Origin of the sequence: Telluria beijingensis, assembly GCF_030770395.1 — a bacterium.
Classification (GTDB): Bacteria; Pseudomonadota; Gammaproteobacteria; order Burkholderiales; family Burkholderiaceae_D; genus Telluria; species Telluria beijingensis.
Window position 1 is genome coordinate 3,256,838 of the sequence record NZ_CP132480.1, and the last position, 18,092, is coordinate 3,274,929.

The window sequence follows — 18,092 nt, forward strand, 5'->3', positions numbered from 1 at the left end:
GGCGTGCTTCATTCGACGGTAAAGTGGCCGACGCCGTCGGCCCGGATCGCGACCGCATTGGCGCCCGATGCGAGCGTCAGCACGAAGGGCCGGTCGACCGGCTCGCGCCCGAAGGTGATGCGCAGCATGTCCGGGCCGCTCGTGCCGGAGGGCTCGAGCACCAGGCGCAGCGGCGGATTCTTGAAGCTGCGCTCGCGCAGCAGGTCGTCGCGCGTGACCGGCACCCAGCCGGTGTCGCCGCGCACCATGAAGCGGTAGCGCTCGCCGTTGGCCTCGAACGCGACCAGGCGGTTGCGCACGATGGCTTCGTCGCGCGCCAGCTGCAGCAGCAGCGCGATGCGCTTGGCCTCGTTTTCCAGGTCCTGGCGCGGGCTCGGGATCGCGTTCAGCGTGGCCAGGCCCAGCGTGATGCCGATGATGACCAACACGACCAGCAGCTCCACCAGGGTGAAGCCGAGGGAAGAGCGCCGTGCGCGCCAGGCCGGCATAAAAACTTAGTGCCAGGAACCGACGTCGGCGTCCTCGCCGGCTCCGCCCGGCTGGCCGTCGGCGCCGTAGGAGAACACGTCGATCTCGCCTTTCACGCCAGGCGACAGGTATTGGTAGGCATTGCCCCACGGATCTTTCGGCAGCTTCTCGATATAGCCGCCTTCTTTCCAGCCGTTGGCGGCCGGGCCCGAGGTTGGCTTGGCGATCAGCGCGTTCAGGCCCTGCTCGGTGGTTGGATAGCGCTGGTTGTCGAGTTTATACAGCTTGAGGGCCTGCATCATGGTGGCGATGTCGACCTTGGCGGCGGTGATGCGCGACTCGCCGGTGCGGCCCAGCAATTTAGGCACGACCAGGGCGCCGAGGATGCCGATGATGACCACGACCACCATGATCTCGACCAGGGTGAAGCCGCGGGCGCGACGTTGTGTGCGTTGGAAATTCATATGCAGTGTGAGTAGGCTGGTGAATCGGTCAAACCGGGACAGTATAAGTCCGAAATATGACAGGACCATACTGTGGATGAAACTCGGTACAAAAGCATGAAACCCGCGTACATCGTTACCGGCGGCAGGTGTGCAATTGTAAGCTACCTAAGCCCGTCATGACACGTTGGATCCGGCCCTTTAAGGCGGTCCTCATCAAACCGCGTCCGGCTTGCCGCCACGCACCGCGCACACCGGGCAGCCGGCATTGCGCGCGACCTTGACTGCAGTCCATTCCATGTACTTCCCGTCCAGCATCAGCAGGCGGCCGGCCAGCGGTCGGCCCACGCCCGCAATCAATTTCATCGCTTCGGCGGCCTGGACCGCGCCGACGATGCCGACCAGCGGCGCGAACACCCCCATAGTGCTGCAGGCAACGTCTTCGAAGCCGCTGTCTTCGGGGAACAGGCAAGCATAGCACGGCGCCTCCGCCCGGCGCGGGTCAAACACGGACAGCTGGCCGTCGAAGCGGATCGCGGCGCCCGACACCAGCGGCACGCCGGCGGCCACGCAGGCGCGGTTGACGGCGTGGCGGGTGGCGAAGTTGTCGCTGCAGTCGAGCACGACGCTGGCGCTGCGGGCCAGTTCGAGCAGGCGTTCGGGGCCGGCGCGCTCGGCCAGGGCCACGATCTCGACCTCGGGGTTGATGGCCAGCAGGGCCGCGCGGCCGGACTCGACCTTGGGCTGGCCGATGCGGTCGGTCGTGTGCATGACCTGGCGCTGCAGATTGGTCAGGTCGACCGTGTCGTCGTCGACCAGGGTGATACGGCCGATGCCGCCGGAGGCCAGGTACAGCGCGGCCGGCGAGCCGAGGCCGCCGGCGCCGACGATCACGGCATGGGCGTCCAGCAGGCGTTGCTGGCCTTCGATGCCGATATCGTCGAGCAGGATGTGGCGCGAGTAGCGCAGGAGTTGGTTGTCGTTCATCGTGTCAGGCCGCGGGGGTGCGGGCGAACTTGGGTTCCCGCCTTCGCGGGAACGACGTTGTTTGGAGGTGAGGGACTCGTTGCGGTACGACTTCGGCTACGTCCCTTCGCACGTCGTTCCCGCGCAGGCGGGAACCCAAGTACACCCCGCATCACCCCAATATCATTTCTTCGGCGGCGCCTTCAACTCAGGCAATTTATGCTCCGCCCCCGGCAATGGCGCCGGCGCCGGCTTGTCTTCGTCCGGCACGCCCTTGGCCAGTTGCACCGGCATGCCCTTGAAATGGTTGAGCGCCTGGGCCAGCTGGAAATCGTCCTTGCCGCCGAACTCGATCGCCTTGCGGTCCTTCAGCAGGGCCAGCGCGCGCTGCTGCTCTGTCAGGCTGGCCTGCTTGTCCTTGGCCGGCGCTTCTTTCTTCTCGCCCTCGGCCGCCAGGTGGCGCTGCAGGTCGGCCTCGCGCACGCGCAAGGCGTTCAGCAGGTCGCCCTCGGCCGACTCGTCCACCCGCAGGTCGGGCTCGATGCCGGTGGCCTGGATCGGCCGGCCCTTCGGCGTGTAATAGCGCGCCGTGGTCAGCTTGATCGCGGTGTCTTCCGACAACTGGCGCAAGGTCTGCACCGAACCCTTGCCGAAGGTGCGGCTGCCCATCACGATTGCGCGCTGGTAATCCTGCAGCGCGCCGGCGACGATTTCGGAGGCCGATGCCGAGCCGCCATTGACCAGCACCACCATCGGCACCGATTTGAGGCCAGCCGGCAAGCCGGCCAGCGGGTCGCCGCGCTGGGCATAGAACTCCCGCCGGCCATAGAAGGCCTGGTTCGAATCCGCCACCTGCCCCTTGGTACTGACGATCACCTGGTCCGGCTGCGGCAGGAAGGCCGCCGACACGCCGATCGCCCCCGGCAGCAGGCCGCCCGGGTCGTTGCGCAGGTCGAGCACCAGGCCCTTGATGTCGGCCTGTTCGGCGTACAGTTCCTTGGTCTTCCTGGCCAGCTCGTCCAGGGTGTTTTCCTGGAACTGGCTGATGCGCAGCCAGGCATAACCGGGCTCGACCATTTTCGCCTTGACGCTGACCACCTTGATTTCCTGGCGGTCGATCGGCACCACCCAGGGCTTGTCTTCGCCGGGGCGGGCGATGGTCAACGTGACCTTGCTGCCGACCTTGCCGCGCATGCGCTTGATCGCATCGTCGGACGACATATTGCGCACCGGCACATTGTCGATGCGGGTGATCAGGTCGCCCGGCTTGATGCCGGCCTTGAAGGCGGGCGTGTCCTCGATCGGCGACACGACCTTGATATAGCCATCCTCGTTCGAGATCTCGACACCGACCCCGACGAACTTGCCCTGCACCGCCTCGCGCATGTCGCGGAAGGCTTTCTGGTCGAGGTAGACCGAGTGCGGGTCGAGCGAGGCGACCATGCCGCCGATCGCTTCGGACAGCAGTTTCTTATCCTCGACCGGCTCGACGTAGTCGGTCTTGATCAGGCCATAGACGTCGGCCAGCTGACGCAACTCGTCGAGCGGCAGCGGGGCGCCGGTTTTCTGCGCATGGGCCGATAGCTGGAACGATGCCGCCACGCCCACCAGGACGCCCACGCCGACCAGTCCGAAATGCCTTGCTTTCATGCCCATGTTGTACCTTGTTAGAACCTGACCCAGCCCGCCGGATCGATGGCCTTGCCGCGATGCCTGAGCTCAAAGTATAGCCCCGATTCCTCGTTGCCACCGGTATTGCCTGCACTGGCCACCGCCTCGCCGGCGCGCACGCTGTCGCCGGGGCGCTTGAGCAGCGACTGGTTATTGCCGTAGATCGACAGGTAGCCGTCGCCGTGGTCGACGATGATCAGGTTGCCGAAGCCGCGCATCCAGTCCGCGTGCACCACCCGGCCCGGGGCCACGGCGCGCACCTCGGACCCTTCGGCGGCCTTGATGAAATTGCCCTTCCAGGTCGGGCCGTCGCCGCGCCGGCCGCCGAAGCGGGCCACCACGCTGCCGTTGACCGGGCTGGCCATGCGGCCCTTGAGCGAAGCGAACGAGCCGCTGGCGGCGGCCGGCCCCAGGATCGGCGGCGGCGGTTCGCTCGGACCGGGATCTTCCTGCTCCGGCTCCTGGGCCAGGATCGGCGCTTCCTTGATCGGCTCGGGCATCGGCTTGGGCTTGGCGCCCGGCTTTGCGTTCTCGCGCGCGATGCGCTCGCGCTCGCGGTCGCGCTCGGCCTTTTCAGCGGCGGCCTTGGCGCGCGCCGCCGCCAGGGCCTTCGCTTTCGCCTCGGCCGCGGCCTTCGCTTTCGCACGCTGCGCGGCCAGGGCCGCCTGGCGCTTGCGCTCGGCCTCTTCCTGCTCGCGGATCAGGCGCTCGAGACGGGTGACCAGGCCCGACATGCGTTCTTCGTCGCGCTCCAGGCGGTCAGCCTGCTTGCGCTGGTCGGCCAGGCGGCTCGACAGGTTATCGAGCAGCGCGGCGCGCTTGGCTTTTTCCTTCTCCAGCAGCGCCTTCTGGTCGAGCTGCTCCTGGGCGATTTCTTCCAGCTCTTGCTGGGCATTCTCGACCTGGTCGCGGTTAGCCTCGATCTGGACCAGGTTGCCGCGCAGCGAGCCCAGCAGGCGCGCCTGCGCCTGCGAGACATAGGCCATCAGCTGCAGGTCGCGGCTGATGCGGTTCGGATTGTCGCCGGACAGCAGCAGCTTGATCCGGTCTTCGTTGCCAGCCACATAGTTTTCGCGCAACAGCTTGGCCAGCTGCTTTTGCTGGGCGGCGATGGTCTGGTTCAGCTGTTCCTGCTGCGCGGCCAGGTCCTGCAGGCGCGTATTGGTGGCGCCCTGCTCTTCCTGCAGGTCGCGCAGCGCCCGGTTGGCGTCCGAAATGGCGGCCTCGGACTCGGCCAGCGTATCGGCCGCGTCTTCCTTGGCGCTTTCGGTCTGGCTGATGTCGCGCTTGATCGCCGCCAGCTTTTGCTGGATGCCGGCGCGCTGCTTCTCGGCCGTCGCCTTCTGGCGGCTGCGCTCGGTCTGGCGCTGGGCCCAGGCATCCGTTGCAAACGCGCCGGACAGCGCGACCGCCAGCAGCGTACCCAGGAGTACGCTGCCGGTTCCCTTCATGGATGGCAAACGCAAGACTTACTTTGCCTTCCCTTGGTTGGCCACGGCCGCCATGGCGGCGGCGATCGCTTCCTGGTCGCCCAGGTAGTAGTGCTTGATCGGCTTCAGGTCGGCGTCCAGCTCATACACCAGCGGCTGGCCGTTGGGAATGTTGAGGCCGACGATGTCGGCGTCGCTGATATTGTCCAGCATCTTGATGATGGCGCGCAGGCTGTTGCCGTGGGCCGAGATCAGGATGTTCTTGCCGGCGCGGATGGCGGGGGCGATCTCCTCGTCCCAGGCCGGCATCACGCGCGCCACGGTGTCCTTCAGGCATTCGGTCAGCGGAATCTGCGCGTCGGTGAGCGCCGCATAGCGCGGGTCGCCGAAGCTGGTGCGTTCGTCGTCCTTTTCCAGCGCCGGCGGCGGGGTGTCGTAGCTGCGGCGCCAGACCAGCACCTGCTCGTCGCCGAACTTGGCGGCGGTCTCGGCTTTGTCCAGGCCCTGCAGGGCGCCGTAGTGGCGCTCGTTGAGGCGCCAGTCGTTCTTGACCGGCAGGTACATCGCGTCCATCTCGTCCATGGCCAGCCACAGGGTGCGGATGGCGCGCTTGAGCACCGAGGTGTAGGCCACGTCGAAGGTGAAGCCTGCTTCCTTGAGCACGCGGCCGGCGGCTTTCGCCTCGGCCACGCCCTTCTCAGTCAGGTCGACGTCGGTCCAGCCGGTGAAGCGGTTTTCCAGGTTCCAGGTGGATTCGCCATGGCGCATGAATACGATCTTGTACATGTAGTCTCTTCTCGCAAAGTCAGATTGAAGTCCGGTCCGGCTTCTATTTTATAATGCTCCGATTCAGTTCAACCAATGGAACCCTTGTGAATTTCATAGTCGATAATATTTTCATCGTGGCGATCGCCGTGATTTCGGGCGCCGCCCTGCTGTGGCCAGCACTGGCGCCGCGCGGAAAACGCGCGACCCCGCTGCAGGTGACGCAGATGATCAACCGCGGCAAGACCACCGTCGTCGACGTGCGCAGTGCGGAAGAATTCGCGGCCGGCCACCTGCGCGACGCGAAACACATCCCGCTGGCAGACTTGGGCAATCGCATCGGCGAACTGGACAAGTCGAAGAACCGTACCGTCGTGGTGGTGTGCCAGACCGGCGCCCGCGGCGACAAGGCCGCGCGCCGGTTGCAGGCAGCCGGTTTCGAAGACGTCCACAGCCTGGAAGGCGGCTTGACGGCCTGGACGGCCGCAGGCCTGCCGGTCACCAAGTAACCCGCCGGTCGCTTTCGACCGCGCAGACACGAAAGGATTCATCATGACAGCCCACGTCGTCCTCTACCACACCGCCGCCTGCCCCTATTGCGTGCGCGCCGAGCGCCTGCTCGAAGCCAAGGGCGTGCATGACATCGAACGCATCCGCGTCGACCTCGACCCGGAACAGCGCCAGATCATGATGCAGCGCACCGGTCGCCGCACCGTGCCGCAAATCTATGTCGGCGACACGCACGTCGGCGGTTTCGACGACTTGTATGCGCTGGACCAGGCGGGACGCCTGGACCCGATGCTCAAGGGCGAGTAAGCTAATCGGGCTCGATGCGGCGGCAAGACGCTATTGCTTCCAAGTTGGTTTTGCTACAATTGTCGTCGCGTTTGACCCAAAAGCACCCGGAGTGGCCAGCCGCTCCCCACTATTATTAGAAAGCGTTCCATGTCTGACGAAACTCTGCAACCAGTATTCCAAATCCAACGCGTCTACCTGAAAGACATGTCGCTGGAGCAACCAAATTCGCCATCGATCTTCCTGGAACAGGAAGCCCCATCGATCGAAGTGTCGCTCGACGTCGGCGCCGAAAGCATCGCCGAAGGCATCTACGAATCGACCGTGACGATCACCGTCACCGCCAAGGTCAAGGACAAGGTCGCGTTCCTGGTGGAAGGCAAGCAGGCTGGCATCTTCGAAGCCCGCAATATTCCTGCCGAGCAGATGGATCCGCTGCTGGGCATCGGCTGCCCGAACATCATCTACCCGTACCTGCGCGCGAACATCGCCGACGTGATCAGCCGCGCCGGCTTCCCGCCAGTGCACCTGGCCGAGATCAACTTCGAAGCCTTCTACCAGCAGCGCGCCCAGGCCATGGCCGAAGCAGCTGCCGCCGCACCGGCAAACTAAGCATCACCTTCGCGGGCGCGGTTCACGCCGCGTCCGTGCCAGCCCTCCGGCGTCGCGGTTCACCCACAATCCAGGCCCGCCATGCTCCCTCCCCGTCTTCTTGCAGGTGCTCCACTGCTGGCGCTGACAGTGCTGGCCGCGCCGCACGCTGTCGCCTTCGATTTCAAGACGGTCGGCACCGCCCCGGCGATCCTGTACGAGACGCCTTCGGCCAGGGGAAACAAACTCTATACGGCGCCACCCGGCATGCCTTTGCAGGTCATGATCGCCTATGGCGACTGGGTCAAGGTGCGCGACATGAACGGCGACGTGGCATGGACCCAGGCGCGGAGCCTGGCAGCCCGGCGCAACGTGCTGGTGAACAAACCCGGCGGCCGGGTCCATGCCGGTCCCGCCGACACCTCGGCGGTCCTGATGACGGCCGACAAGGGCGTCGTACTCGAACTGGTCGATCCGAATGCCCTCGTCTGGGCGCGCGTGCGCCATCGCGACGGCATTGTCGGCTATATCAAGGTCTCGGACATCTGGGGCCTGTAAATCCAGGAGTTCCATGCAACAGAACAAACCCAACACCAAGATTACCGTCCTCGGCGCCGGCGCCTGGGGCACCGCGGTCGCCATCGCGCTGGCCGCGCGCCACGACGTGCTGCTGTGGGGCCGCAATCCCCAGCAAATGGCCGAAACCGATGCCGCGCGCGACAACCTGGCCTACCTGCCGGGCCATCCGCTGCCCGACACGCTGCGCGTGAGCGCCGACTTCGAGGCGGCGCTGGCCCACGTGGCGTCCGGCATCGAAGAAGACGCACCGCTCCTGATCCTGGCCTGCCCGGTGGCCGGCCTGCGGCCGCTACTGGAACAGCTGCGCGGGCGCGCCATCCCCAACGTCGTCTGGCTGTGCAAGGGCTTCGAGGCCGGCACCGGCCTGCTGCCGCACCAGGTGGTGGCGCAGGTGCTGGGCGAGAGCGTGCCGGGCGCGGCGCTGTCCGGCCCCTCGTTCGCGCAGGAAGTGGCGCGCGGCCTGCCGTGCGCGCTGACCGTGGCGTCGTCGAACGCCGAACTGCGCGAGCGGGTGGTGGCGGCGGCCCACGGCGACAACCTGCGGGTCTACTCGCACGACGACCTGGTCGGCGTGGAAGTGGGCGGCGCGGTCAAGAACGTGATGGCGATCGCCACCGGCGCCGCCGATGGCCTGGGCCTGGGCCTGAATGCGCGCGCGGCCCTGATCACGCGCGGCCTGGCCGAGATCACCCGCCTCGGGCTGGCGCTGGGCGCGCAGCCGGGCACCTTCATGGGGCTGTCGGGAATGGGCGACCTGATCCTGACCTGCACCGGCGACCTGTCGCGCAACCGGCGCGTGGGCCTGGCGCTGGCCGAAGGCAAGGCGCTGGATACGATCGTGGCGGAACTGGGTCACGTGGCCGAAGGCGTGCCATGCGCCAAGGCGGTGCGCGAGCTGGCGCGCGGGATGGGCGTCGACATGCCGATCACCGACGCGGTGGCCAGTGTGCTGTTCGATGGCGTGGATGCGGCGGAGATGGCGGCGCAGTTGCTGGCGCGGGATCCGCGGGTGGAGTTGGCGTGATTTCTTGAGGTGGGTGGCTGGATCGTGTGATTGGGCTGCTCATGGTGACTTGGGTCCCCGCCTGCGCGGGGAAGACGTTGATCCAGGGTGTATGGGGCGAGGCTAAGTGACTTCGATGACGTCCCTTGGTACGTCGTCCCCGCGAAGGCGGGGACCCAAGTCCAGCAGCACCCCACCACCGTCAAATCACTGCGGCGGCGCCCCGGACGGATCGTCGCTCGGGCCACCCGAACGTTCGGGTCCCATCAGGATGGTCATCAAGGCCACCGCGTCGCTCACCGCGCGGATCGTGTGCGGCACGCCACCCGCCAGGTACACCATCTCGCTCGGCTGCAAATGGGTGGCCTTGTCGTGCGCGTCGACCGCGATCTCGCCTTCCAGGCACACGATGGTCACTTCGCCGTCGACCCGGTGCTCGGGGATCGGCCGTTCGACCGGCAGCACCAGCCGGATCAGTTCCATATGCTCGGTCTTGACCAGGGCCACCGAGGTGAAATGGGCGATGTCGTCGTCGCCGCGTTGCAAAGCAATCTTTTCGCCGGATACTGCGTGATGCAAGGCCATATCGCCCTCCTTTATTCGTTCGCTTCTTCTTGCGGCTCCGGCACGCTGCGCAGCCAGCTGACCAGCGCATAGGCGTCCTGGAAGCCCTGCGCCAGCCGCGGCACCAGTTGATCCGGTGCGTTCAGGTCCAGTTTCACCTCGGTCCACACGAAGAAGCTTTTCAGTTTCAGGTATTCGACATGCTGATGATCGGGATCGAATCCCTTGGGAGGACGCTGCAACTTGTCCTCTTCCAGCATGTCATTATAAGTGGCGCGAAGATGCTTATTCTTCAACAGTTTGGCGAAACCCGTCGCATCGTTGACCACGTGCTCCCGAATCGCCTTCAGGCGCGCCGGCGGCGGCAGGTATTCGCCCACGCCGAAACCCAGCGTGCCATCGCGCTCGATATGAAAATAATAGGTCGAGCCGCCGCCCGCGCTCGGACGCCGCTTGTCATGCGGGGTGATGCCGGCCGAAAAGCGGGTTTTATACGGTGTCTTGTCCTTCGAAAAACGGGTGTCGCGATGGATCCGGAACATCGCCTTCTTCGGATTGCAGGCGGCCACCTGCTTGTCGAACTTCGTCAGTGCCTTGATCAGTTCGGTGACCGTTTCCTCGAATTCGGTGCGCAGGATGTCATAGCGCGGCTTATTCCAAAGGAACCAGGGCCGGTTGTTGTTGTCGTTCAGTTCGGTCAGGTATTGCGTCAGGTCGCGCAGGTGCATAGCGGTTCAAGGGCTTTATCAGGTTCGGTTATCGATAGTCACTGCGGCTGGCGCGGCCGGCGGCCCACCGTCACATCGACCGTGGTTTCGCGCTGCTTGCGCAGGATCGTCATGGGGGTTTTCGCGCCCGGTTCGAGCTGGGCGATCAGGTTCAGCATTTCGCTGGTGTCCGCCACCTTTTCGCCGCCCACGGCCACCAGAATATCGCCCGGCAAGATCCCGGCGCGGTCGGCCGGCCCGCCGCGCACGACGCCAGCGATGATGGCGCCGCTGCGCTTGGCCAGGCCGAAGCTGTCGGCCAGTTCGGGCGTGATGTCCTGCGATTCGATGCCGATCCAGCCGCGCACCACGCTGCCGTGCTTGACGATCGAATCGAGCACCGTCTTCGCCGTGGAGACGGGAATCGCGAACCCGATCCCGACCGAGCCGCCGGTCTGCGAATAGATCGCCGAATTGATGCCCAATAAATGGCCATCGGTATCGACCAGCGCGCCGCCCGAGTTGCCGAAATTGATCGCGGCATCGGTCTGGATGAAATTCTCGAAATGGTTGATGTGCAGGTTATTGCGGCCCAGGGCCGAGATGATGCCCAGGGTAACGGTCTGGCCGACGCCGAAGGGGTTGCCGATCGCCAGCACCACATCGCCGACGCGCGCACTGTCGGGGTCGCCCAGCACCATCACCGGCAGGTTGCGCTCGCTCACGCGGATCACGGCCAGGTCGGTCTCGGGATCGGTGCCGACCAGGCGCGCCGCGGCCTTGCGGCCATCGGCCAGGCCGACCTCGATCGCGTCGGCCCCATCGATCACGTGGAAATTGGTCAGGATATAGCCGTCGCTGCTGACGATGACACCCGAGCCGAGGCTGGCCAGCTGCTCGTCGGGCGGCGCGCGGTCGCCGAAGAAGCGGCGAAAGAACGGATCTTTCAGCAAGGGATGCGACTGGCGCGAGGCCTTGCTCGTGTAGATATTGACCACGGCCGGCATCGCCCTGGCGGCGGCATCGCGGAAGCTGCCGCCCGCTGCCCGCGGCGGCGCCTGCAGCATCGGCACCGGCTGGCCCGGCGCGCCGACCGCGACGGTATCGGGCTTACGCTCGAGCCATTCGGGACGCAGGGCGGCGACCACGAACCAGGCCGCCAGCGCAATCGTTACCGTTTGCGCAAACAGCAACCAGAAGCGTCGCAGCGGATGCGGACGCTTGAGTTCGTGGACGGTATCGTGTTTCACTTTTTGAGGGAATCCCGGATTTCGCGCAGCAGGATGATGTCTTCCGGCGTCACTGGCGCGGCAGGTTTTGCCTCTTCGGCCGGGCCACGCAGGCGGTTAATCAAGCGCACCATCTGGAAGATGATGAAAGCCAGCAGGATAAAATTGATCAGGATGGTCAAAAAATTACCATATGCCAACACAGCACCGGCTTTTTGCGCCTCTGCCAAGGGGAGGTTATAGCCTTGGTTATTGAGAGGAATATAATAGTTGGCGAAGTCGAGGCCACCGAGCACGGCGCCTATCGGCGGCATGACGATGTCCTTGACCAGCGAGTCGGTAATGCGCGCGAACGCGCCACCGATGATCACGCCGACCGCCAGGTCGATCACATTGCCACGCATCGCAAACTTCTTGAACTCTTCCATCATCGCCATTTGGGACTCCCTCGTTGTTGTTGATACAAGCATTTGCATGATACCCGAAGGCTCCGCAGGCTGTCCCACACCCAAATGCTGCAAGAGCACAAAAGACCATTCTGCCAAAGCGTGTAGCCCAGACAATTTTTTTCCCTCAGGTATTGCCGTTCACATATAATTTTGGATGCTGGAAGCTCGCTATTAATTCTTAAAATTCGTATATTCACGGAGTGGGGTTGGTATGAGTAATGAAAAGCAGGTCGATCCGGGCCGACGCGGGTTGCTGGTCGCGACGTGCGCGGCCGGTGGCGTCGTCGGTGTGTCCACGGCGGGAGCCCTGGTCAGCACCTTCCAGCCTTCCGAGCGCGCAAAAGCGGCGGGAGCCCCGGTCGAGGTCGACATTTCCGATGTCGCTCCCGGTGAAATGAAAGTCGTCGAATGGCGCGGCAAGCCGGTCTGGATCCTGCGCCGCACCCCGGAAATGATGGCCACCCTCGAGAAAGACCAGGGCGAACTGGCCGATCCCGGCTCCGACAATGTGTTCCAGCTGCCGATGCCGGAATACGCCAAGAACCCGTTCCGCGCGCGCGCCGAGCACAAGGAAGTGCTGGTCACGGTCGGCATCTGCTCGCACCTGGGCTGTTCCCCCTCCTCGCGCCTGGCCTCCGGCCCGCAGCCGAACCTGCCCGACAACTGGCCGGGCGGCTTCCTGTGCCCCTGCCACGGCTCGACCTTCGATTTGTCCGCGCGCGTGTTCAAGAACAAGCCGGCGCCGACGAATATGGATGTCCCCCCGTATATGTATCTGTCCGATAACAAGCTGGTGATCGGCAAAGACGAGAAAGGCGAGGCATAAACCATGGGCGCATTCAAGGAGACCAAGCTACCCGCCGACGCACCGGTGAGCCAGAAAGCCCTGGCCTGGGTCGATGACCGCTTCCCCGCATCGAAGCTGTGGAACGACCAGTGGGGCAAGTATTACGCACCCAAGAACTTCAACGTCTGGTACCTGTTCGGTTCGCTGGCGGCCCTGGTGCTGGTGCTGCAGATCGTCACCGGCATCTTCCTGACGATGCACTACAAGCCGGACGCCGCGCTGGCCTTCGGCTCGGTCGAATACATCATGCGCGAAGTGCCATGGGGCTGGCTGGTGCGCTACCTGCACTCGACCGGCGCCTCGGCCTTCTTCATCGTGGTCTACCTGCACATGGCGCGCGGGCTGATGTACGGTTCCTACCGCAAGCCGCGCGAACTGGTCTGGCTGTTCGGCTTCGGCATCTTCCTGTGCCTGATGGCCGAGGCCTTCTTCGGCTACCTGCTGCCATGGGGCCAGATGTCGTACTGGGGCGCCCAGGTGATCGTCAACCTGTTCGGCGCGATCCCCGTGATCGGCGAAGACCTGTCGCTGTGGATCCGCGGCGACTACGTGGTCTCCGACGCCACCCTGAACCGGTTCTTCGCCTTCCACGTGATCGCGCTGCCGCTGGTGATCATCGGCCTGGTGGCCGCCCACCTGACGGCGCTGCACGAAGTGGGCTCGAGCAACCCGGACGGCGTCGAGATCAAGGAAACCCTGGGCCCGGACGGCCATCCGCTGGACGGCATCCCATCGCACCCCTACTACACCACCAAGGACTTGTTCGGCGTGTCGGTATTCCTGCTGCTGTTCTCGGCAGTCGTGTTCTTCGCACCGGAAATGGGTGGCTACTTCCTGGAGTACAACAACTTCTTGCCGGCCGACTCGATGAAGACCCCGGCCCACATCGCGCCGACCTGGTACTTCACGCCGTTCTACTCGGTGCTGCGCGCGACCACGGCCGACTTCATGTACGTGCTGATGATTGGTGTGGCCCTGTACGTCGCCTTCATCTGGCTCAAGTCGCGGCTGGCCTTCCGCACCAAGGCGATCATCGCCGTGGTCGGCCTGGTGTTGATCATCGGCATGCTGCCGCAGGTGCTGGACGCGAAATTCTGGGGCGTGGTGCTGTTCGGTTCGTCAGTGATGATCATTGCCGGCCTGCCATGGCTCGACCACTCGCCGGCCAAGTCGCTGCGCTACCGTCCGAGCTGGCACAAGTGGATCTATTCGCTGTTCGCGCTCGTGTTCGTGACCCTGGGCTACCTGGGCACCCAGTTGCCGACCCCGGCCTTCACCATCCTGTCGCAAGTGTGCACGCTGGCCTACTTTGCGTTCTTCCTCCTGATGCCGTGGTGGAGCACGATGGGCACCTTCAAGCCGGTGCCGACCCGTGTCACCTTCACCCCGCACTGATCACCGGACAAGAGCACAAGGACACGACATGAAATTGTTTGCAAAGAAACTGATTGCAGTCCTGGCGCTGGTGCCGGGACTGGCATTCGCCGCCGAAGGCGGGATTCCGCTGGATCGCGCCCCGGACCGCAACGACCTGGCGTCGCTGCAGAATGGCGCCAAGCTGTTCGTCAACTATTGCCTGAATTGCCACGCCGCAGCCTCGATGCGCTACAACCGCCTGCGCGATATCGGCCTGACGGAAGACCAGATTCGCGAAAATCTGTTGTTTTCTGCCGACAAAGTCGGGGACATGATGACGACCGCGATGCGTCCAAAAGATGCGGCCGCCTGGTTCGGCGCGGTGCCGCCGGATTTGTCGGTGATCGCGCGCGCCAAGGCCTCGCCGGCGGGCTCGGGCGCGGACTACCTGTACACCTATCTGCGCACCTTCTACCAGGACGAAACCCGCCCGACCGGCTGGAACAATATGGTGGTGCCGAATGTTGCGATGCCGCACGCCATGTGGCAGCAGCAGGGGATCCGGGTCGCCAAGTTCGCCGAGGAAGCCGATCCGCACGAGCCGGGCAAGATGGTCCACAAGTTCGCCGGCTTCGAGCAGGTCTCGCCCGGCACCATGAGCCAGCAGGAATTCGATGCCGCTACCGCCGACCTGGTTGCCTACATGGTCTGGATGGCCGAGCCAGCGCAAAACACCCGCAAACGGCTCGGTGTGATCGTGCTGCTGTTCCTGTCCGTGTTCGCCTTTTTGGCCTGGCGTTTGAACGAATCGTACTGGAAAGAAGTGAAGTAATTCGTTTTCCTTGCCCGGTTGGCTATAATACGGGCAATCATTTCTCTGGGGTGAGTGTTAGGGAACACCATGTATTCCCTGGCGCTACACCCCTTTGTTTCTTAAGGAACTATAAACCATGATGGTTCTCTACTCCGGCACCACGTGCCCGTTTTCCCAACGCTGCCGCCTCGTCCTGTTCGAAAAAGGCATGGACTTCGAGGTGCGCGACGTCGATCTGTTCAATAAGCCGGAAGATATTTCGACCATGAACCCCTACGGCCAGGTACCGATCCTGGTCGAGCGAGAGCTCATCCTGTACGAATCGAACATCATCAACGAGTACATCGACGAGCGTTTCCCGCACCCGCAACTGATGCCGGCCGACCCGCTGATGCGCGCCCGTGCCCGCCTGATGCTGTTTAACTTCGAGAAAGAACTGTTCGTCCATGTGCACACGCTGGAAAGCGAACGCAACAAGGCGAACGACAAGAACCACGACAAGGCCCGCGCCGAAATCCGCGACCGCCTGACCACCCTGGCGCCGCTGTTCCTGAAGAACAAGTACATGCTGGGCGACGAGTTCTCGATGCTGGACGTGGCGATCGCCCCGCTGCTCTGGCGCCTGGACCACTATGGCATCGAGCTGTCGAAGACCGCGGCGCCGCTGATGAAGTATGCCGAGCGCATCTTCTCGCGTCCGGCCTATATCGAGGCGCTGACCCCGTCCGAGAAAGTGATGCGTCGTTGATGTGTTCCCGGGCAGGGCCTCGCGCCCTGCCCTGTTTGCTTTTTGCTTTACGTTTCGTCATTGGACGCCCGCGCGGCGAATCCGGTAGACTGGCGTGACGGCCTGTATTCCTAGACACCACCATGGCAGAGATCTCCACCAAACCCTACCTGCTGCGCGCCATCTACGAATGGTGCACGGACAGTGGCTTCACGCCCTATATCGCTGTCAAGGTCGATGGGGCGACGACCGTGCCGATGGAATATGTTCGCAAGGGCGAGATCATCCTGAACATCAGCTACGGCGCGACGTCGGGGCTGAAGATGGACAATGACGCGATCCACTTCCGTGCGCGCTTCAATGGCGTGTCGCGGGAGATCTATATCCCGGTGCACAATGTGTTGGCGATTTATGCCAATGAGAATGGGCAGGGGATGGCGTTCGAGGTGGGAGCGGCGCCTGAAGGTTCCGCTGCATCGGCGGATACTGCCGAGACGGCGCCGGCTGCGCCGGCCTTGTCGGCCGTGCCGTCGAAGGGTGTGGATTCGCCCGTGGTGGCGGATACTCCGCCGCCTGCGCCAGGTGGCGACGATGAGCCGCCCAAGAAAGGCGGCCGTCCGACCTTGACCAGGATCAAATAGCGTATAATCGTTGTCTTAAGATCATGCCGACTTAGCTCATCAGGTAGAGCAGTTGATTTGTAATCATCAGGTGGCGGGTTCGAGTCCTGCAGTCGGCACCAAGAATTGGTAGTGAAAACGACGCCTTACGTTCATCGAACGTAAGGCGTTTTGTCTTTGTAATCGGTAAAAAGACACGTTCAGCGCACTCGGCTTTATAGGGGCCTCCACAGTGCAACAGACAGATAGCATGATCGGTCCCTCCCCACAGAAATCATTTTAATTCCAATATTTTGTGGCTCATCGCATAATTATGACGATAACCCACAAAATTCAGGAATTATCATCCTTGATGCGTAGGATGATTAATTCTATAATTTTGTGGATTAAGTGCGAGATACCGGGCGAGGTACACACTATGTTGGATTTAAGCTTTAACAAACCGGGTGAGGTCATCAAGCGCCTGTGTGCCCGCTTGCGCACCGAGCGATTGGCGCTGAACATGACGCAGGCCGATCTGGCCGGGCGTGCTGGCATTGGGACCAATACCCTATCCAACCTTGAGGCCGGGCGCAATGTCGGCCTAGAAGCTGTGATCCGGGTGGCAATAGCACTTGGTCGAATCAAGGAGCTCGAAGGCCTGTTCCTGCCCAAGCTGGACACCATCGAAGACATTCAGCGCTATGAAAGCAGCGCCAAGCGCATTCGGACAAAAAAGAAGAGGGCCGATCATGCTTGAGAAAGTAAACGTCTTTTATGAAGGATGGGGCGAACGCTGGCACTGGGGCACATTGGCCACGACAACTGCCCTGACCGGCCGCCCGCTGATCGTGTTCCAATATAGTAACGAAGCCAAGCAAAGAGGCTTGGAACTGTCCTCGTACACATTGCCGCTGGAAGGCCCCCAGTTGCGACGCGATTTCCCACACCACCAACTGCAACTGCCAGGACCCGTCTATGACGCCTTGCCGGATGGATGGGGCATGTTGCTGATGGACCGCCTGTTCAGGCGTCGAGGACTCACTACGGCGCGCATTGGCGCCCTTGAACGGTCGGCCTATGTCGGTAGCAACGCGATGGGGGCCATGACATTCGAACCCGTGGCGCCCGAGGGAGAAGAGCCGGACGTCCACATTCCACTGGAACAGCTTGCCGCCGAAGTGCAGGAAGTGCTCCATGGAGAAGGCGGGGAGTTCCTGGAGACCTTGCTTCTGGTCGGCGGTTCGCCCCAAGGTGCAAGGCCCAAGGCGCTGGTCTATCGCGACCCTCGATCCAGCGGATTTACCACGGCCGTCAGGCCCGGATTCGAACCCTGGCTCATCAAGTTCCCGGCCAAGGAAGAACACCCCGAGGTATGCGCCATCGAGATGGTCTATGCCGAATGCCTGCGCAAATGCGGCATCGAGACCCCGGACACGCAATACTTCAGTTTGCCTAACGGGCTGGCGGCGTTTGCCAGCAAGCGCTTCGATCGGCAAAATGGACTGCGCGTGCCCATGCAGAGCCTCGCCGCGTTTACGGGCGCCAATTACCAGACACCGGGGGCGTTGGACTACGTCAATTTCTTACGCGCGACGCAAATGTGCACCAATGATGTGCGAGAGATGGAGATAGCCTTCAAACGCGCTGTCTTCAATATTGCGTTCAACAATAGGGACGATCATCCCAAGAACTTCGCCTACATCATGGCGCCAGATGGTCAGTGGAGACTGGCGCCCGCATACGACGTGACCTTCTGCGAGGGACCAGGTGGATATCATCAGATGGACGTGATGGGAGAGGCTCTGGCAATTTCCCGTACACACATTCTTCGGCTTGCCGACGAAGCCGAGGTGTCCCAGGACATAGCAGGCATGCTGATTAACGGAATTTGCGAAGTGGCAAGCCAGTTCGCCGTGATCGCTGAGGATATGTATCCGCACGATATTACTCAAGACACCTTGCGTACTATACAAGGTCGCATCGACGAAAACGTAGCGCGACTGCGGCAAGATCATGGGCGGCCTGGTGACCGTTGAGCATGTAATCATCAGGTGGCGGGTTCGAGTCCCACGGTCGGCAGCAGTAC

22 protein-coding genes and 1 tRNA gene are annotated in these 18,092 nt (G+C 63.2%); 13 read left to right on the top strand and 10 right to left on the bottom strand.

Annotated elements, in window-relative coordinates; genetic code table 11:
* Window positions 1–8 precede the first annotated feature (8 nt).
* The 6 genes from Q9246_RS14465 to gpmA all read right to left on the bottom strand — a co-directional run bounded on the left by Q9246_RS14465 (window position 9) and on the right by gpmA (window position 5,764).
* Window positions 9–488 carry a GspH/FimT family pseudopilin gene (locus tag Q9246_RS14465; RefSeq protein WP_306391274.1) on the bottom strand — a complete coding sequence of 160 codons (480 nt, stop codon included), beginning with the start codon at window positions 486–488 and terminating at the stop codon, window positions 9–11.
* Between the two features lie 6 nt (window positions 489–494).
* Window positions 495–932, bottom strand: coding sequence for a type II secretion system major pseudopilin GspG (gspG, locus tag Q9246_RS14470; RefSeq protein ID WP_306391275.1), 438 nt, complete (start codon window positions 930–932; stop codon window positions 495–497).
* A gap of 195 nt (window positions 933–1,127) precedes the next feature.
* Window positions 1,128–1,898, bottom strand: a complete 771-nt coding sequence (locus Q9246_RS14475; RefSeq protein ID WP_306391276.1) for a HesA/MoeB/ThiF family protein — start codon at window positions 1,896–1,898, stop codon at window positions 1,128–1,130.
* 162 nt (window positions 1,899–2,060) lie between these two features.
* A complete protein-coding gene (locus tag Q9246_RS14480) occupies window positions 2,061–3,533 on the bottom strand; it encodes a S41 family peptidase (RefSeq protein ID WP_306391277.1) in 1,473 nt (490 codons plus the stop codon).
* An 11-nt stretch (window positions 3,534–3,544) separates the two neighbouring features.
* A complete protein-coding gene (locus tag Q9246_RS14485) occupies window positions 3,545–4,999 on the bottom strand; it encodes a murein hydrolase activator EnvC family protein (RefSeq protein WP_306398178.1) in 1,455 nt (484 codons plus the stop codon).
* Window positions 5,000–5,017: 18 nt separating this feature from the next.
* Complete coding sequence (gene gpmA / locus Q9246_RS14490) at window positions 5,018–5,764, bottom strand: 2,3-diphosphoglycerate-dependent phosphoglycerate mutase (protein WP_306391278.1); 747 nt, start codon at window positions 5,762–5,764, stop codon at window positions 5,018–5,020.
* An 86-nt stretch (window positions 5,765–5,850) separates the two neighbouring features.
* Here gpmA and Q9246_RS14495 point away from each other — a divergent pair, with 86 nt between their 5' ends.
* The 5 genes from Q9246_RS14495 to Q9246_RS14515 all read left to right on the top strand — a co-directional run bounded on the left by Q9246_RS14495 (window position 5,851) and on the right by Q9246_RS14515 (window position 8,732).
* The gene (locus Q9246_RS14495) at window positions 5,851–6,252 is read left to right on the top strand and encodes a rhodanese-like domain-containing protein (RefSeq protein WP_306391279.1); all 402 of its coding nucleotides are present in this window, start codon (window positions 5,851–5,853) and stop codon (window positions 6,250–6,252) included.
* Between the two features lie 43 nt (window positions 6,253–6,295).
* Window positions 6,296–6,559: a glutaredoxin 3 gene (gene grxC, locus Q9246_RS14500; RefSeq protein WP_005663754.1), complete on the top strand. Its 264-nt coding sequence runs from the start codon at window positions 6,296–6,298 to the stop codon at window positions 6,557–6,559.
* A gap of 129 nt (window positions 6,560–6,688) precedes the next feature.
* Complete coding sequence (gene secB / locus Q9246_RS14505; RefSeq protein WP_306391280.1) at window positions 6,689–7,150, top strand: protein-export chaperone SecB; 462 nt, start codon at window positions 6,689–6,691, stop codon at window positions 7,148–7,150.
* Between the two features lie 81 nt (window positions 7,151–7,231).
* A complete protein-coding gene (locus tag Q9246_RS14510; RefSeq protein WP_306391281.1) occupies window positions 7,232–7,687 on the top strand; it encodes an SH3 domain-containing protein in 456 nt (151 codons plus the stop codon).
* A 13-nt stretch (window positions 7,688–7,700) separates the two neighbouring features.
* Window positions 7,701–8,732, top strand: coding sequence for an NAD(P)H-dependent glycerol-3-phosphate dehydrogenase (locus Q9246_RS14515; protein ID WP_306391282.1), 1,032 nt, complete (start codon window positions 7,701–7,703; stop codon window positions 8,730–8,732).
* Between the two features lie 186 nt (window positions 8,733–8,918).
* Here the strand turns inward: Q9246_RS14515 and Q9246_RS14520 are convergent, their stop codons facing one another.
* Genes Q9246_RS14520 through mscL form a run of 4 tightly spaced genes read right to left on the bottom strand, consistent with a single transcriptional unit; the run spans window position 8,919 to window position 11,648 of the window.
* Window positions 8,919–9,296 (bottom strand): cupin domain-containing protein, encoded by a 378-nt coding sequence (locus Q9246_RS14520; protein ID WP_306391284.1) that lies wholly within the window; start codon window positions 9,294–9,296, stop codon window positions 8,919–8,921.
* An 11-nt stretch (window positions 9,297–9,307) separates the two neighbouring features.
* A complete protein-coding gene (locus Q9246_RS14525) occupies window positions 9,308–10,003 on the bottom strand; it encodes a DUF2461 domain-containing protein (RefSeq protein WP_306391285.1) in 696 nt (231 codons plus the stop codon).
* 38 nt (window positions 10,004–10,041) lie between these two features.
* On the bottom strand, window positions 10,042–11,190 hold the full coding sequence (locus Q9246_RS14530) for a Do family serine endopeptidase (protein ID WP_306398179.1): 1,149 nt from the start codon (window positions 11,188–11,190) through the stop codon (window positions 10,042–10,044).
* A 38-nt stretch (window positions 11,191–11,228) separates the two neighbouring features.
* A complete protein-coding gene (mscL, locus tag Q9246_RS14535) occupies window positions 11,229–11,648 on the bottom strand; it encodes a large conductance mechanosensitive channel protein MscL (protein WP_306391286.1) in 420 nt (139 codons plus the stop codon).
* Between the two features lie 223 nt (window positions 11,649–11,871).
* On the opposite strand from mscL, the gene petA reads away from it, so the two are divergent.
* The 8 genes from petA to Q9246_RS14575 all read left to right on the top strand — a co-directional run bounded on the left by petA (window position 11,872) and on the right by Q9246_RS14575 (window position 18,042).
* Window positions 11,872–12,486 carry a ubiquinol-cytochrome c reductase iron-sulfur subunit gene (gene petA / locus Q9246_RS14540; RefSeq protein ID WP_306391287.1) on the top strand — a complete coding sequence of 205 codons (615 nt, stop codon included), beginning with the start codon at window positions 11,872–11,874 and terminating at the stop codon, window positions 12,484–12,486.
* A 3-nt stretch (window positions 12,487–12,489) separates the two neighbouring features.
* Window positions 12,490–13,902 carry a cytochrome b gene (locus Q9246_RS14545; protein WP_306391288.1) on the top strand — a complete coding sequence of 471 codons (1,413 nt, stop codon included), beginning with the start codon at window positions 12,490–12,492 and terminating at the stop codon, window positions 13,900–13,902.
* Between the two features lie 28 nt (window positions 13,903–13,930).
* Window positions 13,931–14,695, top strand: coding sequence for a cytochrome c1 (locus tag Q9246_RS14550; RefSeq protein ID WP_306391289.1), 765 nt, complete (start codon window positions 13,931–13,933; stop codon window positions 14,693–14,695).
* A gap of 118 nt (window positions 14,696–14,813) precedes the next feature.
* Window positions 14,814–15,425: a glutathione S-transferase N-terminal domain-containing protein gene (locus Q9246_RS14555; RefSeq protein WP_005663771.1), complete on the top strand. Its 612-nt coding sequence runs from the start codon at window positions 14,814–14,816 to the stop codon at window positions 15,423–15,425.
* Between the two features lie 122 nt (window positions 15,426–15,547).
* On the top strand, window positions 15,548–16,045 hold the full coding sequence (locus tag Q9246_RS14560; protein ID WP_306391290.1) for a ClpXP protease specificity-enhancing factor: 498 nt from the start codon (window positions 15,548–15,550) through the stop codon (window positions 16,043–16,045).
* A 25-nt stretch (window positions 16,046–16,070) separates the two neighbouring features.
* Window positions 16,071–16,146: transfer RNA gene (locus Q9246_RS14565), tRNA-Thr, on the top strand.
* Between the two features lie 296 nt (window positions 16,147–16,442).
* Window positions 16,443–16,763, top strand: a complete 321-nt coding sequence (locus Q9246_RS14570) for a helix-turn-helix domain-containing protein (RefSeq protein WP_306391291.1) — start codon at window positions 16,443–16,445, stop codon at window positions 16,761–16,763.
* Window positions 16,756–18,042, top strand: coding sequence for a type II toxin-antitoxin system HipA family toxin (locus Q9246_RS14575; RefSeq protein WP_306391292.1), 1,287 nt, complete (start codon window positions 16,756–16,758; stop codon window positions 18,040–18,042). The genes Q9246_RS14570 and Q9246_RS14575 overlap by 8 nt, the downstream gene beginning before the upstream one ends.
* The last annotated feature ends 50 nt before the right edge of the window (window positions 18,043–18,092 follow it).

Excerpts from the sequence above, each read along its gene's own strand:
- Q9246_RS14545 (WP_306391288.1), top strand. The coding sequence starts at position 12,490 with ATGGGCGCATTCAAGGAGACCAAGCTACCCGCCGACGCACCGGTGAGC.
- petA (WP_306391287.1), top strand. The coding sequence starts at position 11,872 with ATGAGTAATGAAAAGCAGGTCGATCCGGGCCGACGCGGGTTGCTGGTC.
- Q9246_RS14480 (WP_306391277.1), bottom strand. The coding sequence starts at position 3,533 with ATGGGCATGAAAGCAAGGCATTTCGGACTGGTCGGCGTGGGCGTCCTG.
- secB (WP_306391280.1), top strand. The coding sequence starts at position 6,689 with ATGTCTGACGAAACTCTGCAACCAGTATTCCAAATCCAACGCGTCTAC.
- Q9246_RS14550 (WP_306391289.1), top strand. The coding sequence starts at position 13,931 with ATGAAATTGTTTGCAAAGAAACTGATTGCAGTCCTGGCGCTGGTGCCG.
- grxC (WP_005663754.1), top strand. The coding sequence starts at position 6,296 with ATGACAGCCCACGTCGTCCTCTACCACACCGCCGCCTGCCCCTATTGC.
- gpmA (WP_306391278.1), bottom strand. The coding sequence starts at position 5,764 with ATGTACAAGATCGTATTCATGCGCCATGGCGAATCCACCTGGAACCTG.
- Q9246_RS14570 (WP_306391291.1), top strand. The coding sequence starts at position 16,443 with ATGTTGGATTTAAGCTTTAACAAACCGGGTGAGGTCATCAAGCGCCTG.
- Q9246_RS14560 (WP_306391290.1), top strand. The coding sequence starts at position 15,548 with ATGGCAGAGATCTCCACCAAACCCTACCTGCTGCGCGCCATCTACGAA.
- Q9246_RS14485 (WP_306398178.1), bottom strand. The coding sequence starts at position 4,999 with ATGAAGGGAACCGGCAGCGTACTCCTGGGTACGCTGCTGGCGGTCGCG.
- Q9246_RS14510 (WP_306391281.1), top strand. The coding sequence starts at position 7,232 with ATGCTCCCTCCCCGTCTTCTTGCAGGTGCTCCACTGCTGGCGCTGACA.
- Q9246_RS14525 (WP_306391285.1), bottom strand. The coding sequence starts at position 10,003 with ATGCACCTGCGCGACCTGACGCAATACCTGACCGAACTGAACGACAAC.
- Q9246_RS14465 (WP_306391274.1), bottom strand. The coding sequence starts at position 488 with ATGCCGGCCTGGCGCGCACGGCGCTCTTCCCTCGGCTTCACCCTGGTG.
- Q9246_RS14555 (WP_005663771.1), top strand. The coding sequence starts at position 14,814 with ATGATGGTTCTCTACTCCGGCACCACGTGCCCGTTTTCCCAACGCTGC.
- Q9246_RS14475 (WP_306391276.1), bottom strand. The coding sequence starts at position 1,898 with ATGAACGACAACCAACTCCTGCGCTACTCGCGCCACATCCTGCTCGAC.
- Q9246_RS14520 (WP_306391284.1), bottom strand. The coding sequence starts at position 9,296 with ATGGCCTTGCATCACGCAGTATCCGGCGAAAAGATTGCTTTGCAACGC.
- mscL (WP_306391286.1), bottom strand. The coding sequence starts at position 11,648 with ATGGCGATGATGGAAGAGTTCAAGAAGTTTGCGATGCGTGGCAATGTG.
- Q9246_RS14515 (WP_306391282.1), top strand. The coding sequence starts at position 7,701 with ATGCAACAGAACAAACCCAACACCAAGATTACCGTCCTCGGCGCCGGC.
- Q9246_RS14575 (WP_306391292.1), top strand. The coding sequence starts at position 16,756 with ATGCTTGAGAAAGTAAACGTCTTTTATGAAGGATGGGGCGAACGCTGG.
- gspG (WP_306391275.1), bottom strand. The coding sequence starts at position 932 with ATGAATTTCCAACGCACACAACGTCGCGCCCGCGGCTTCACCCTGGTC.